Origin of the sequence: Alicyclobacillus sp. SO9, assembly GCF_016406125.1 — a bacterium.
Classification (GTDB): Bacteria; Bacillota; Bacilli; order Alicyclobacillales; family Alicyclobacillaceae; genus SO9.
Genome location: NZ_CP066339.1, coordinates 3,351,976 through 3,366,551 on the forward strand (window position 1 = coordinate 3,351,976; position 14,576 = coordinate 3,366,551).

General features: G+C 50.5%; 13 protein-coding genes. 3 read left to right on the plus strand and 10 right to left on the minus strand.

Annotated elements, in window-relative coordinates:
• Nucleotide 1: 1 nt before the first annotated feature.
• The 10 genes from GI364_RS15735 to GI364_RS15780 form a co-directional block, all read right to left on the minus strand.
• A complete protein-coding gene (locus GI364_RS15735) occupies nucleotides 2-3,271 on the minus strand; it encodes an AAA family ATPase (protein ID WP_198850196.1) in 3,270 nt (1,089 codons plus the stop codon).
• Nucleotides 3,268-4,545 carry a metallophosphoesterase family protein gene (locus GI364_RS15740; protein WP_198850197.1) on the minus strand — a complete coding sequence of 426 codons (1,278 nt, stop codon included), beginning with the start codon at nucleotides 4,543-4,545 and terminating at the stop codon, nucleotides 3,268-3,270. The genes GI364_RS15735 and GI364_RS15740 overlap by 4 nt, the downstream gene beginning before the upstream one ends.
• Entirely contained in the window at nucleotides 4,542-5,546 is a 1,005-nt protein-coding gene (locus GI364_RS15745; RefSeq protein ID WP_198850198.1) for an NADP-dependent oxidoreductase, read from the minus strand. Before GI364_RS15745 ends, GI364_RS15740 begins: the two co-directional genes overlap by 4 nt.
• On the minus strand, nucleotides 5,546-6,520 hold the full coding sequence (gene dusB / locus GI364_RS15750; RefSeq protein WP_198850199.1) for a tRNA dihydrouridine synthase DusB: 975 nt from the start codon (nucleotides 6,518-6,520) through the stop codon (nucleotides 5,546-5,548). Before dusB ends, GI364_RS15745 begins: the two co-directional genes overlap by 1 nt.
• A 236-nt stretch (nucleotides 6,521-6,756) precedes the next feature.
• The gene (locus tag GI364_RS15755) at nucleotides 6,757-7,386 is read right to left on the minus strand and encodes a hypothetical protein (RefSeq protein WP_198850200.1); all 630 of its coding nucleotides are present in this window, start codon (nucleotides 7,384-7,386) and stop codon (nucleotides 6,757-6,759) included.
• A 53-nt stretch (nucleotides 7,387-7,439) separates the two neighbouring features.
• Nucleotides 7,440-7,661 carry a TM2 domain-containing protein gene (locus tag GI364_RS15760; RefSeq protein ID WP_198850201.1) on the minus strand — a complete coding sequence of 74 codons (222 nt, stop codon included), beginning with the start codon at nucleotides 7,659-7,661 and terminating at the stop codon, nucleotides 7,440-7,442.
• 103 nt (nucleotides 7,662-7,764) lie between these two features.
• On the minus strand, nucleotides 7,765-8,634 hold the full coding sequence (locus tag GI364_RS15765; RefSeq protein WP_233095823.1) for a D-alanyl-D-alanine carboxypeptidase family protein: 870 nt from the start codon (nucleotides 8,632-8,634) through the stop codon (nucleotides 7,765-7,767).
• 53 nt (nucleotides 8,635-8,687) lie between these two features.
• Nucleotides 8,688-9,371: a metal-dependent transcriptional regulator gene (locus GI364_RS15770; RefSeq protein ID WP_233095824.1), complete on the minus strand. Its 684-nt coding sequence runs from the start codon at nucleotides 9,369-9,371 to the stop codon at nucleotides 8,688-8,690.
• Between the two features lie 12 nt (nucleotides 9,372-9,383).
• Nucleotides 9,384-10,052, minus strand: a complete 669-nt coding sequence (locus GI364_RS15775) for a fumarylacetoacetate hydrolase family protein (protein ID WP_198850202.1) — start codon at nucleotides 10,050-10,052, stop codon at nucleotides 9,384-9,386.
• A 295-nt stretch (nucleotides 10,053-10,347) separates the two neighbouring features.
• On the minus strand, nucleotides 10,348-10,782 hold the full coding sequence (locus tag GI364_RS15780; protein WP_198850203.1) for a BrxA/BrxB family bacilliredoxin: 435 nt from the start codon (nucleotides 10,780-10,782) through the stop codon (nucleotides 10,348-10,350).
• Nucleotides 10,783-11,152: 370 nt separating this feature from the next.
• Between GI364_RS15780 and hemE the strand changes: the two genes are divergently transcribed.
• From hemE to hemG, 3 genes are read left to right on the plus strand one after another with little or no spacing between them, the layout of a single operon-like run.
• Nucleotides 11,153-12,199 carry a uroporphyrinogen decarboxylase gene (hemE, locus tag GI364_RS15785; protein WP_198850204.1) on the plus strand — a complete coding sequence of 349 codons (1,047 nt, stop codon included), beginning with the start codon at nucleotides 11,153-11,155 and terminating at the stop codon, nucleotides 12,197-12,199.
• Nucleotides 12,196-13,128, plus strand: a complete 933-nt coding sequence (hemH, locus tag GI364_RS15790) for a ferrochelatase (RefSeq protein WP_198850205.1) — start codon at nucleotides 12,196-12,198, stop codon at nucleotides 13,126-13,128. The genes hemE and hemH overlap by 4 nt, the downstream gene beginning before the upstream one ends.
• 21 nt (nucleotides 13,129-13,149) lie before the next feature.
• Nucleotides 13,150-14,574, plus strand: coding sequence for a protoporphyrinogen oxidase (gene hemG, locus GI364_RS15795; protein WP_198850206.1), 1,425 nt, complete (start codon nucleotides 13,150-13,152; stop codon nucleotides 14,572-14,574).
• Nucleotides 14,575-14,576: the final 2 nt, after the last annotated feature.

Sequence of the window (14,576 nt, forward strand, 5' to 3'; positions counted from 1 at the left end):
GTTATCCGTCTCCTTCAGCAAGACTAAGTTCGACTGTAGAAGCAGGAAGGATGTCGCTGATTCGTTCCAGAGTATTGCGGTGACACGTAAGGTAGATAATCTGACAGTGTGTAGCTGTGTCCGCGAGCAACCGAAGACTGGCGTCAAGTCTGTCGGCATCAAAGTTTACAAGGGGATCGTCCAGGACCAACGGCATTTTAATGCCCCTGGTTGAGTAATCCTGAACCAAGCCAAGTCGCAGACACAGATAAATCTGTTCCCTCGTACCTCTTGAGAGGTTTTCAAATGACCATTCCTGATTGCGTGCATCGACTGCGACAAACCGAGCCGTGCCCTGTTCATCAAAACGAGACCTCAACCCTTTGTACCTGTCATTTGTCACTTGCTTGAACAACCTGCCTGCGGTCTCCAGGACTTCGGGTTGACGCTCTTCCTCGTATCGTTCTCGAGCGGCTTTTACCAGGGCTTCCGCCAGTTTGTAACCGGCCCACTCAAATGCGAGCTTGTCCCGTTCGGCTTCAACTTGCGACAATTCCCACTCTAGGTGTTGGCGCTGCTCTGAGTTCCAGTGACGAAGCTGTGCCTTGTGTTCAGCTAACCGTGCACTCAAATTGTCATATGTGACGCGAGCTTCATTCAGCCTTGCTTCGTTTAGGACTAAATCCTCTTCAATTTGTTCCATAGTACTGTGCAAAAGGGTATTCTCGAGAACTTGGTACTCTGCTTCTCCCCCGCAGCAGCCGTAGAGTTGCAGCATCGCATCGCGATAGGACGACTTGACGTCTTGGTAGACTTTTACTTCCTCCAAGAATTGCTGAAACTCTGCTTGAGTCTCGACACCGGAACTGCAATAGATTTCTGCAATCTGTGCCTGTTTTTCCTTCAAATTCTTCTGTTTCGCTGCCAAGTCTGTCCTCGTCTCGTCAAGCCTCTGCTTGATATCCTGCAACTTTCTCTGAGCTTCTTGTGCTGCTTCTGCCTCATGCAGGATTTGCTGTAAATCCTCTGCTGCTTCACCAAGTTGTGCTGCAACGAGGCGAAGTTCACTGTGGTACTGTGCAGCGATTGCCGAGTTCCACAAAACGGAAGACAGATCACCTAATTTTGCTGCAGCTAATTCCCTGTCTGCTGTAGACTGCAAATCGATGTCCGACCTCAGCAGGTTTACGTCTGAAATGAACGTACGGAGTTCAGCTTCGTACTCTGCCATTCTGTGAAGTTCGCGAGCTAGTTCAAAGCGAATACGCATCATTTCCTGGATGATACCCAGTTCATCGACCCATACAGAGATTGAAACGCACTGCTCAGCGGTCCATCCGGCTTCCCTCTGAAGCTGACGGGACTGCTGCTGCAGTTGCTCCTGCTGGTGTGCAGTGAATTGCATCTGCCGCCGGAGAGATTGAAGCGTCTCATCAGCTTCAGCCAAAGAATCCGCTGCGGCCCGCAAGTCTCTCAACTTTTCTGCTTCTTGTGTGAGTTCAAATTGCCGTTGTTTCACGCATCGACGCAAACTCGCTGCACCGATGTCTCGCGGCAACGGAAAACTTCGTATCCGGCTGAGGATGCGTTCCATTTCTCCAGTTACCTGATGCATTTCTTCTTGCAGTTGTCTCAGATGATGGCTTACGGCAGCATCCGACCGCCGGCCATTGCCTGGAATGCTTCGTCGTGTCCACATCCAGATGCTCACAGCCAAAGCCGCGCCAGCTGTCAACACCGTGAGAACCCCGACCATAACCTGCGCCCGGCCGATTTGCCAAATACCCAGCCCGACCAGGACAAGTCCCAGTGCAGATACAGCTCCTGCCGTCCCGTACTGATTTCCAGCCCTCGTCACTTCCAGCGCAGCCTGAGTTTCCATCTCCAGTATGTTTTGTTCGATATTCGCTTTGTTGCCTATAAGCTGAGCGTATGTCTCAACCTGCTCTTCGTCATCGTTTAATTGACTCCATTTGCGTTGTAATTCCTGCTGCTGCTGCTGTAGTTCCGCTGGAGCCGTTGCAGCAGAATCAACTCCGTATATTTTCAGCCGCTCGGAGCGCCTAAGAACCTGCTCTTTCCATGTGTGGGTCTGTTGGTCCAATTGCAGGCGCTGTGTCTCCAACCGCTTCATAGTCTCCAACTGTTCTCCAGCCTTTGACAAAGTGCGGGCATCAACCTGTAGTCGAGCTACCTCCTCTAGCGACCAGTTGCCTGACAGCTGGGAAAACAGCTCTTCATACTTCAGCTGATACTCCGTCACGTTTTGACGCGCTTGGTCCAGTAGATCCGCCAAAGTCATCATTTTTTCACGCTTTGAAACTTGTTTTTTGACTTCCGGCAGCTTCGCCAACAGTTCCAAATTGACATCTATATCTTTACAATTAGAGGACAAGCGGGAAATGGACTGCTCATCCTCAGCGGTTCCTTTCTCCAATCTGTCAATGTCGTCTTCGAGACGCTGTGCTTTCATGACCATTGCTTCCGTAATTTCATATGGTTTCCCGTACAGTTTTTGCTCTGCAAGACTGCGTTGTGCGGTCTGATACAGCGGCAGAGCCTGTTTCACCCTGTGTAAATACCCTCGCTGTTCAGATAGTTGCTCAATCGTACTTTGCTCCTCACGGAGCTTCTCTTCAATGTCCCTTACCTGCTCTTGAACAGCCAGAAAAGCCGCGACCTCATCCTTCTGCTTTCCCTGTTCTTCCTTCAGTTCCTGAATCCGGAGCAAGCGTTGAGTCAGCAACGGATTCCGCGCTCGCCGGTCAGGGTTATAGATGCCCCTGGCTGAAGTTTTAAACTGTTCTTCCATTTGCAGCGGAGAGGCTTCGCCAATCATGCCAACAGTATAGAGTTTTTGCGCCAATTGGCTCCGATGCTCCGATAAATCGCTCAGTTCCTGTAATTGAAATGTAAATACTGACTGATAAATGCTCGATTCCAGCTGTTGCAGTTCCGGAAAGGCCGAAAACAGAGCCTCCTCACCTGCCTGCGGTTCAAAGTTTGGGCCGTAGACCTTTACCGGACTCTTTCGTGCCAGGGCCCGTTCCAGCGTATACTCGTGTCTGGATTCTGATTCTGCCCGCAGTCGTCCGGAGGCTCCTCGCACTGCCCCCAAACGGGGGTCGGTTCCAGTCAATCGGCCAAAGAGCATAGCTCGCAGACCCGCCATTAGTGTACTTTTTCCCGCTTCATTAGGGCCGTAGACAACATTAAAGCCGTCTGTCAGACCCGCAAACACGGAACCGTTGTGCCGACCCACGTGATACAACTCAAGGTCTTTAAACTTCACAACGTGTCCTCCTCACCGACAAATGCCAATGCATGTCCTCTGGCTCGAAGCAATAATCCTCGCAATTCTTCCTCCGTTAACTGCTCGACGGCCAGTCCGTTGCCCGCATGAAACACATCACGCAATACCACACCTAGTTCTTCTGTGATTTTTTCGGGATTGTTCAAATAGGTTTCACACAGACGCAGAAACTCTCCGACAAACTCCTGCGAGTTACGAAGCTTGTCAATATCTGCCGCAGGCATCGTAGCAACTGCAAGACGGGAAACAAGAATCTTCGGAAACCGACTGGACAGCTCCGCACGAAATTCATCCACCGTCTCCTCGTCCTGCACCAACCACTTGTGGACAGGCGTGATACCTGTGAGTTGGATACGAGCGATGCGAAACACGTCATGATGTGCTGCAAAGCGCTCCAACTCGGCAGATAGTGTTGACAGAACGTCTCTCAAGTCTTGACACTCATCAAGGCTAACACTGAGACTCTCCCACTCGACCGTTGCAATTGGTAGAAATGAGAACTCAACATGTCCACCTTCAGAGAGTTCAATCAAAGCACACCCGCGCTCCCCGGATTCTCTGGCGTGACGGCCTTGAGGATTCCCCGGATAGAGAATTCCCGGATGCGACTTCCTCAATACCTGAGGTTGGTGAATGTGCCCTAGGCCCCAGAAGTCAAATTGACGGGCTGACAGGTTGTCCACTGTGGTTGCACAATAGTTCTCGTGCTCAGCATAGGACCCGACGGCACCATGGTAGAGACCAATGGCAAAGTCTACGCTGCGCTGTCTGATGAAAGCATGGTGCATAGGTCGTCGCATCTCAGGTGCAGTGTAGCTAAATCCGCTGACTTGCACCCTGTGGCCTGAGGCCGTTTCCAATATGACCGAAGGTGCTGCTTCAGTCTCTGCAGTTGTCTCACAGGGCCCGAGCACAGTGACATTACCCGGCCAGTGAATGGGCTGTTCACCGCGAATGGGGTCGTGATTGCCATGGGTCAGAACAACTTGTATGCCGGCCTTCTCGAGTTGTCGAAATCCTTTTAATAAAGCAAAGTGAGCCGACATAGCGGCTCCTTCTCTGTCAAACAGGTCCCCGGCGATGGTAACAAAGTCCACTTTACGCAGGCATGCCTCATCTACAATTCTATCGAACACAGTTTCTGCTGCGTGTTGCAGGCGTTCTGACCAGGCTTGGGGAAGATCCCGTGTTAAACCGCGAAAAGGGGTTCCCATATGCAGATCTGCCGTATGCAGAAACCGAACAGAAGTCATACTTTTACCACCTGTTTGCCGATATTTTCCCCTGTGAAAAGACCAAGAAATGCACGGGGGATGTTCTCAAATCCTTCAATGATGGTGTCCCTGTATGTTATTTTGCCTTGTGCTATCCACTCTGCCAAGTCTTCCATGGCTTCTTTGGCTTGACTTAGGTAATCACTCACGATGAAGCCTTTTAGAAGGGTTCTATGAACCAACAACCGCGACCAATCAGGCGCAGGTGTCAGTTGGTCAGGAAGTAAATTGTACTGTGAAATTTGACCGCATAACGCAATCCGTGAAAAGTCGTTCAATCGTCGAACAACAGCGTTTGTCACATCTCCGCCTACATTGTCAAAATACATATCGACGCCGTCCGGACAGGCAACTTTTAGAGCAGAATGCAAGTCGTCCGTCTTGTAGTTTATCACCGCGTCAAATCCAAGCTCATCAAGCAGGTACTTCGCTTTAATGTCCGAACCGACGGTGCCGACGACACGGCAGCCTTTGAGCTTGGCAATTTGACCTGCAACAGACCCGACCGCTCCTGCAGCTGCAGACACAACAAAGGTTTCCCCTGGAGCAGGATTACAAATACTTAGCCCCACCCAAGCGGTTAAACCCGGAATGCCAAGGACGCCTAACGGCGCGGTCACAGGTACTCTGTCCGTGTCAACCTTTCGCAACCGAGCACTGTCCGCTGTTTGATATTCTTGCCACTTCAACATGCCCAGACTGGATACGATGTCGCCCTGTTTGAAATCCGCATGCTTCGATTGCTCAACGCGGGCAACTAGTCCGCCCTCAATCGGTTCATCAAGGGCAAAAGGAGGTACGTATGACTTGGTGTCATTCATTCTCGAACGCATGTACGGATCGACCGACACGTACAACGCCTTGACGAGCACCTCCCCGTCCTTCGGTTCTGGTATGTCAATGTCCTCAAACCGGAAGTTCGTTTCGTCAGGGTTACCTTGTGGACGGCTGCTCAGCACAATTCTCCGATTTCTCGTCATCAGGCACTCTCCTTCACACCTAGGATAGACATCAGCACTTGTGTCATCCCCTCCTGTGTCACCTGTTCGTTAATCGCGTTGCGAAGTTTGGCACCGCCCGGAATGCCTTTGATATACCAACCTGCGTGTTTTCTCATTTCTCGTACACCAATGTGTTCACCTTTGTGCGCTACCAGCAGTTGCATGTGACGAATGGCCACATCAATGCGCTCTTCCACGGAAGGCCGAGCCAGTTTCTCTCCCGTTTCAAGATAATGAACTACCTCACGGAAAATCCAGGGATTGCCCAGCGCACCCCGGCCAATCATGACGCCGTCACAACCGGTCATTTGGAACATTCGCTCTGCATCTTCCGGCGTCACAACATCACCGTTCCCAATCACGGGAATGTTCACTGCTTCTTTCACCATCTGAATGATAGACCAGTCTGCTTCTCCACTGTACATCTGCTTTGCCGTGCGGCCATGAAGCGTAACTGCCTTCGCGCCGGCAGCCTCTACAGCCTGCGCCACTTCAACTGCATTCACACTGTCTTCGTCCCAGCCTTTGCGAAACTTCACCGTCACTGGCTTATCCACTCGCTCGACAACACCGCGGACAATGGATGCGGCGTAGTCTGGATCACGGGCCAACGCAGCACCCGAGCCATTTTTGTATATTTTCAGCACAGGACATCCCATATTAATGTCAATCAAATCCGCGTTGGTTTCCCCGACCAGCTCAGCAGCCTGAATCATTGAATCGCGGTCGAAGCCAACGAGTTGCAGACTTACAGGATGTTCATCCGGCAGAATCGTCAGCATCTTTTCACTCTTCTTGCTGCCATGAACAAGGGCCTTGTCGCTCACCATCTCTGCGCATACCATACCTGCACCCAGTTCTTTCGACAGTATTCGAAAAGGCGGATTGCACACTCCCGCCATAGGAGACAAAATCACAGGGTTGTCCAATTTTACTCCGCCAATAGATAACATGTACGTCCTCCTCAAATCAACAGACTTTCACCATAGACTAAACAATTTTGAAACCACGTGAATGTGGACGCGCAGGCACTCCGCGTGCCTCTGCATCTGAACTTCACCTATGCTTGGTTCAATGAGAAAATTGAAGGAATTCATTTAGAATTATATCATGGAAAAGACGGGGCAAAGCAAGGTGTCTCACCCCTTCGTCAACACTGCGGATGGTAAAAAGACGCACATGAACCCGGTTACGGCCACATCCGGACTCGGCTGAGCAGCAGACCGATAACCACAACACACGCAGCCAAGACAATGTGAACCCAAAGCAAGTAAATTGGCAGCACGCTCAGAGCAAAGGGGGTGTCCAGCAACAATGAAACACCAGCCCACGCTGGCATGCCGGCTCCGAGGAAGACAACCCACCGATGACGTTCACATTCATAAGACAAGAGCAGGGCTACAGCGATGAAGATGGGAACTGTGAGCAAAGAAAACAGCATGAGATACAGCGCATTACGATGCACCGAAGTCCCGAGCCAAATCATATTGTCAACATTGCCGACAACTGTATAGGACGAAACCTTCCAGAAACTTTTCCATAGAGAGATACTGCGAGTCGGGGGAGTCAGTCTTAATGTCTCGATTGCCATCCAGAACAGAATGACAATGGCTGCCAATCGAAAAATGTACAGTTTCAAGAGTTGCTGTGCGCCGACAGCAAGTGCTGCCTGAGATGCAGCAATAGCAATAGCAACCGCTGCCGTCAAACGCAACTTGTCAGAACGACTCAGGTAAGGCAAGAGCAACCCAGCCAACAAAGCGTTGTCTGTCACGACGATGGTCGTCACAAGCAGCAGGGATAACAATTCGTGTGTCATACAAGCATCTCTCCTGAGACAAGTATATGTCCCTGAGATGCCTTCATGACCCGCTACATTGCCATTCTTGCTGTCAAAAACAGGTCTACAAGCCACCATATTCCCACAATAAAAAACAGTATATGTCCCAACAGAAAGGGTGAGGTGAACAGTCCCACAACCGAACAACACAGCATTGCTACCCCACTGGTCACCCGGCCGCAGTACATCCGGTGAAAGCCCAAATACCCTAAGAAGAACCAGAGCACGTACGCCAACGTTACAGATTTACGCATCGGCGATCCCCCGTTTACCCCCAACTCACAGACGGGAAGAATCTGCTTTAGTTCTCTTAGGATATGAACTTACTGCTTGTTCGAATTCAGAGACAAGTTGTCTTTAGACAAGAACCACCTCTCGGTGATGCTCTGCAAACTCCAACAAGCGCCTTGTCTCACGATACATCAGACTCTTGCGGGGTGCGCCCAAAACGACGGAGACTAACACGTGATTTCCTTGACGCACCGAGAACGCCAGACAGTACATGGCTTTCGACGTGTACCCAGTTTTTCCGCCGATGATTTGGCCGAAAGGGGAGTTCTTTAGGTACATAAAACGATTGCCGTTTCGAATAGCTTTGCCGTGAACTGTGTAATGGGTGTCCTGCATAGTCTGGACAATTTCTCGGTGCTTGACTGCTTCCGCCAAGATGAGAGCAATGTCATGGGCAGAAGCACGGTGTTCATCATCATGCAATCCGTTGGGAGTCACAAAATTCGTATTGGTGCAGCCCAACAAGCGTGCTTTCAGGTTCATCATTCGAGCAAACCCTTCCTGAGAACCGCCGACACTCTCAGCTACAGCGTAAGCTACATCGTTGGCGCTTTTCATGAGCAGTGCATGGAGCGCCTCGTCAGCGGTCAGTTCTGTGCCTGGTTTCAGTCCAAGCCTCACTCGGGGTTCATGCGCGGCCGCTTTACTTACGTAAATTACATCATCAGGCTCTGTATGGGTTACCAGTAAAATTGCAGTCATCAGTTTCGTGGTACTTGCAGGAAACATTGGTTTATCAGCATGTTTTTGATACAAAAATTTGCCAGTCGTTGCGTCCAGAACAACAGCACTTTTTGCGTTGATTGCCACTCTGCGTGCCGGCTGTGAGTCCGCCATGGCCGGAGCTGTAAACCACAAAAACACACTCATGATTGACACAGTCAATGCAAGTCCTATGCGCAGCCACTTTTGCGGAATCTTCTCCTGTGCTTGCATCCGATCACTCCTTAGCCAAAGCTGTCCTTTAGCGTGATCAGAAGTTATGCAGTTTATGCCTGCAACACCGAATCAGAAGGAATTTCCACGATGATGCGCTCTGCAACACGGCGCTCAAGTGAGAAGCTTTCTTCACCAACTGTGACCTGAATTCCCGCCTCATATGGGTTGCTGTTTCCAGTCAGGTGAAGCTTGGCTCCCGGAATGAAGCCCGCAGCGTGTAAAAAACGCAACAGGTCAAGGTCCTCCTCTGCCTGCTCCATAATTCTTATCATTTGCACCGTAACAGAACCAGTTACTTCCGTGAGAGGTGTCCCCTTATTAAATTCTGCCCCAGACCCGGGAATTAAGTTCCCATGCGGACAGGCTGTCGGATGCCCGAGCTTTTCCCACAGACGTTCTTCGACTAGCGGTGAAATTGCGTGTTCAAGGCGTCCCGCTTCCACGTGTGCATCCGCCCAGTCCAGGCCGAGCTCGTCGGAAAGCCAGCGTTCAATCAGTCTGTGCTTGCGCACCACCGCTTCTGCCCGTTCTTTACCCGCAGCGGTCAGCACCAACACTTTGTTGTTGCCGCGTTCCACATAGTTGGCCTTTTCCATGCGATGGACTGTTTGTGTAACAGTAGGACGTGAAACTTGAAGGTAGTCTGCAAGCTTGGACGGCGATACCGATACACCTTCAGCCTGCAATATATAAATCGCGGCTAGATATTCTTCCATCCCATGTCGAAATTCCAAACCCGTTCCCCCTTAAACAAACTCCACAGTACCCCACTCTTCTTCATCAAAGTGCAGACTCAAGTTATCCCCTGGCTTTACCGAGCCAACACCAGCCGGGGTGCCCGTGTACAGTATGTCTCCTGCTGCAAGCCCAAAGTGCTCTCCTACATACTTTGTCAATTGCTCAAACGAAAAAATCGTTTCAGACGCTTTGCCCTGCTGCACCATCTCGTCATTCTTGACTAATGAAAAGGGAGTCTCCAACAAAACGTCCCAGTCAACCACTTGATAAAAATCAGTTATGATAGCAGAATGCTTGAAACCCTTTGCCAATTCCCACGGATGGCCTTTCGCCTTCAACTCGCTTTGCATGTCCCGGTCCGTCAGGTCCAGACCCAGCGCAACGCCCCCTATTAATTCAGAGAGCGAAACACTGTGTTCATAATCTCTGTGGATGTACAGTACGATTTCCAATTCATGATGAATATTTTTGCGGCCCTCCGGAAGTGCGACCGTATTTCTGCACGGGACCAGAGCGTGGGTTGGTTTACCGAAAATCATTGGTCTTTCAGGTACATCATTGCCAAGCTCCTTGGCATGGTTCACATAATTTCTGCCCACACAATATACATTGCGAATTCTGTGCTGCGCCTCTTTGGCACCAATATACATCAGCTTAGGTTTGCTAAACGCTCCCATTACCCTTCCTCCTGAATCATTGGCAGTCTGATACATGATTTTACGCCACGCGGAACAACTCTGCGAAAAGCGGGCCTTTTCCTTTTTCTATACGTTCGCCCTTAAACTGAGTTTATTGTAGCACAGTCAACTCAAACAGGGTTGTCCCGTGCCGCTTAAGAGCGAATTCGGAATCAACCCTGTCATGGGAGACTTATGTCATTACACGTGTCCTTCGTCGACACCACTGTCCTGAAAGCCACTGGCAACAAGCTGAGAGTTCACCTTGTTGCCGCCAAGACTTCAACAACTGTACCTACGCAGCACAGTGTTGTTTAAACATCTCCTGCAAACGTGCTGCAACGACATCTGCATCGAAACCCTCGATATCGGAACGGTGCAGTGCATCTACCACTTCGCCGTTCTTAAACAAGAAGATAGAAGGCGAGGATGGCGGCATGTTAATATACTGCTCCCGCGCCCGCTTTGTTGCATCCTTGTCTTGGCCTGCAAAGACAGTGACCAAATTGTCAGGATGCACTTCGCTTTGAAGTGCCATTCCTGCGGCCGGCCGAGCAATTCCGCCCGCACATCCGCAAACTGAATTGACGAAGACTAAGGTGGTTCCGTCCTTATTTCCCAAAGCTTCATCAACCTCTTCGGCTGTTCTCAATTCACGAAAGCCGATTTCCGTCAACTCATCACGCATCGGCTGAACCATCATGGCATAGAAGTCTAACTCCAGTGACATGGGAATACCTCCTTGGTCAAACTTGTGTACTCGGTCATCCTTTAATATGGATGACTTCTTTTACAATTATAGCGTTTGTGACAGACTAATGACAGTTCTATATTTCAGATGTGACAAACAATCGTGTAAAATGACGGATGGTTGCAAGGATTGCATGCGACAGGTATAACTTTCTATGACGGTTGGACTCTTCAAGAGACTTATCCCGATTTCATTACATCTTGTTACAGTAACGTCCATGCTTGTTGCTGCTATCGTTTCTAAGTACTTCTATCGTTTCTAATTCAGAACTTGCACCAAATGTCACTTTGCCAATCGCTTGTCAATCCATCCGTGTGAATTGGTATATTCCATAGAAATGAGGCTTTTCATGCAAAACCAAACCTTTTTAGACGCTTGTTGGCAGCGTCCCACCGACTACACGCCTGTTTGGTACATGAGGCAGGCCGGACGTTATCAGCCAGAATACAGAAAGATACGAGAGAAGTATTCTCTGCTCGAGATCTGCCGCATCCCGGAAGTTTGTGCAGAGGTCACTAAATTGCCTGTTTCGCAACTGGGCGTCGATGCGGCGATTCTGTTTTCCGACATCTCGGTTCCAATTGGAGCAATGGGCCGGAACTTTGATATTCAGGAAAACGTCGGACCAGTTATGGAACACCCTATCCGAACGGAAACAGACATAGCTCAGTTGCAAGTGTTTGATCCCCGTGAGGCACTGCCCTATGTCCTCGACACTATTATGATGCTGAAGGCAGATCTAGAGGTTCCGCTCATTGGCTTTGCCGGTGCTCCATTTACTTTGGCCAGCTATATGGTGGAAGGAGGGCCGTCCAGAGACTACATCCAGACCAAACAGATGATGTGGAAGACTCCAGCTTTGTGGAACTCGTTGATGGATAAGCTAACCACCATGACAGTAAAGTATTTACGCGCCCAGATTGAAGCCGGTGCCAGCGCAGTGCAATTGTTTGACAGTTGGGTCGGGGCATTGTCTCCTGCCGACTACAGGAAGTACGTTTTGCCCGTAATGAAACGAATTTTTACTGAACTGAAGGACCTGCAGGTGCCAACCATATATTTTGGCGTTGGAACTGGAGAATTGCTGCAGGACTTCACCGAGACAGGCGCTCACGTCATCGGGGTGGACTGGCGGGTTCCGCTGTCGGAAGCTCGAAAACGAATTGGTCTTGACCATGCCATTCAAGGCAACCTCGATCCGGCTGCAGCACTCACCAGTGGAGCAGTCACAGAAGAAAAGACAAAACAGATAATCGATGCAGGTATAGAGCATCCAGGGCATATCTTTAACTTAGGTCACGGCGTCCTCCGTTCCACACCAGTAGAGAATCTGCAACGTTTGACGGCGTTGGTGCACGAGTATTCGGCCAAGGTCAAAAGTGAGGTGAAGAGATGAGCCAGTCTCCTCTTGGTGTGCTGCTAATGGCTTACGGAACACCTCGGACTGTGGAGGACGTTGAACCTTACTATACGCACATTCGTCACGGTCACCCTCCAACACCGGAATTGCTGCAAAACCTGCTGAACCGTTACGAGGCTATCGGCGGCCTGTCACCGCTGAATGAAATTACCGAGGCACAGGCACGGGGACTTGAAGAACGGCTGAACGCAGACGGCGGAAGAGCGGTAAAAGTCTTTCTCGGCATGAAGCACACCCATCCGTTTATCGAACAAGCGATTGCGGACATGAAGGACGCGGGCATCAAGGAAACTGTTGCATTGGTCCTTGCACCCCACTATTCGAGCATGAGTGTCGGAAGCTATATGAAATCCGCCAGGGACGCTGCGAAGCGAGAGGGAGCCCCCAGGCTGTTTGAAGTTCAGAGTTGGCATCTGCAGTCCACATTTATTGACTTGCTGGCAGAGCGCGTCAAAGCCGCCATCGCGTCCTTCCCAACCGGTGTGGACCCAATGGTCATTTTCTCTGCCCACAGCTTGCCGCAGCGCATCCTCGAGACAAACGACCCTTACCCTTTGCAACTTCGCGAGACCACAGAGGCAGTGGCACGCAAACTGGGATTGAAGAAGTACATGTTTGCATGGCAAAGTGCAGGTCGAACAGCAGATCCATGGATGGGTCCAGATATACTAGAAGTATTGCAGAATTTGAAGGAACAAGGCGAAGACAACGCAGTGCTATGTCCGGCCGGATTTGTTTCCGATCACCTCGAGGTGTTATATGATATTGATATTGAGGCTCAACAATTATGCAAGAACATCCATCTGAATCTTACAAGGACCGAGTCACTCAATGCAGATGACAAATTTCTCAAGGCTCTCTCTGAGATTATTCGTCAGCATGAACCCGCTCAGAACCGCCCGTAGTACAGGAGGACAATGATGGGAATGACAGTTGTTGTGATTGGAGGCGGAATCACTGGTCTCAGTACTGCTTTCCGCCTCAAACAACGTGCAGAGCAAAATGACTTTGCCCTCGAATGTACAGTTTTAGAGGGATCGCACCGGTTGGGCGGAAAAATTCTGACCCACCGCACGGACGATTTCATCCTGGAAACTGGACCTGATTCGCTCTTGGCGAGGAAACCAGCAGGGATTCAACTGATTCGGGACTTAGGTATTGAATCGGAAGTTGTACACAGCAACCAGACCGCAATGCAGACTTTTGTCCTCCACAAGAACAAACTTGTCTCAATGCCAAAAGGTACCAACATGGGCATTCCTGCATCTGCTGCTCCACTGACGAGAAACAGATTGGTTTCTCCAGTTGGTCGGATCCGGGCATTAAAAGACCTGGTAATGCCTGCTACGCCGCCAACAGGAGACACTTCTGTCGGCCAGTTTCTGAAGCAGCGGTTAGGCAACGAGTGGGTCGAAATGATGTGTGAACCGCTCCTGGCTGGCATTCATGCCGGTGACTTGGACGAACTCAGCCTGAAAGCCACGTATCCCAACTTCCTGCAGCTCGGGTCAGAGAACCGGAGCTTAATCATTGCATCTTCGAAGCAAATGAGGGCATATAAGCCCCCTAAAAAAAGCAGCGGACGCAGCGCCTTTGTTACATTAAAGTACGGGCTTCAAACAGTCGTCGAACGGCTTTATGATTCTCTGTCCGGCTTTGCAAATTTGCAAACAGATTCCCCTGTGGAGCGCATTGAGCAAGTTCAAGATGAAAAGTACTTAATTCACTTTGTCGATCACGGCACACCATCGACCCTGACAGCAGACGCAGTCGTATGCACCGTCCCGGCAGACGCGGCCTCTAAGCTGATAAGGCCCGTGTCACAGGAAGCAGCCAATCAACTCGCAGGTGTAGAGTATACGTCTACCGCGACCGTTCTGCTCGCCTACGACACGGCCAGTTTACCGCAAGGGGTCAAAGGTTCCGGGTTTTTGGTGCCGAGGTCGGAAGGCAAGGCCATTACGGCCTGTACCTTCATGTCCAGTAAGTGGCCAAACACGGCTCCTAAAGGACGAACGATGATACGCTGCTATGTGGGCAGGCGCGGACAACAGGAATACTTACAGCAAGACGACGCTTCGCTGATTCAAACTGTGCAAACGGAGATTTCTGAAATTCTCGGTTGGAACGCAGAGCCGTTGCTTGCTCGTGTCACGAGGTGGAACAAGGCGATGCCGCAGTACCTCGTTGGCCATATGGACCGAGTTGCGAAGGCAGAACAGGCTCTGGCTCGCGATGCTGGGGGTGTCATTCTTGCAGGAAGTGCGTACCACGGTGTCGGTATTCCTGACTGTATTGCGCAGGCGCAGCGGTCAGCTGAACAGATTCTGAACCGGATTCAACAAGATTGAGC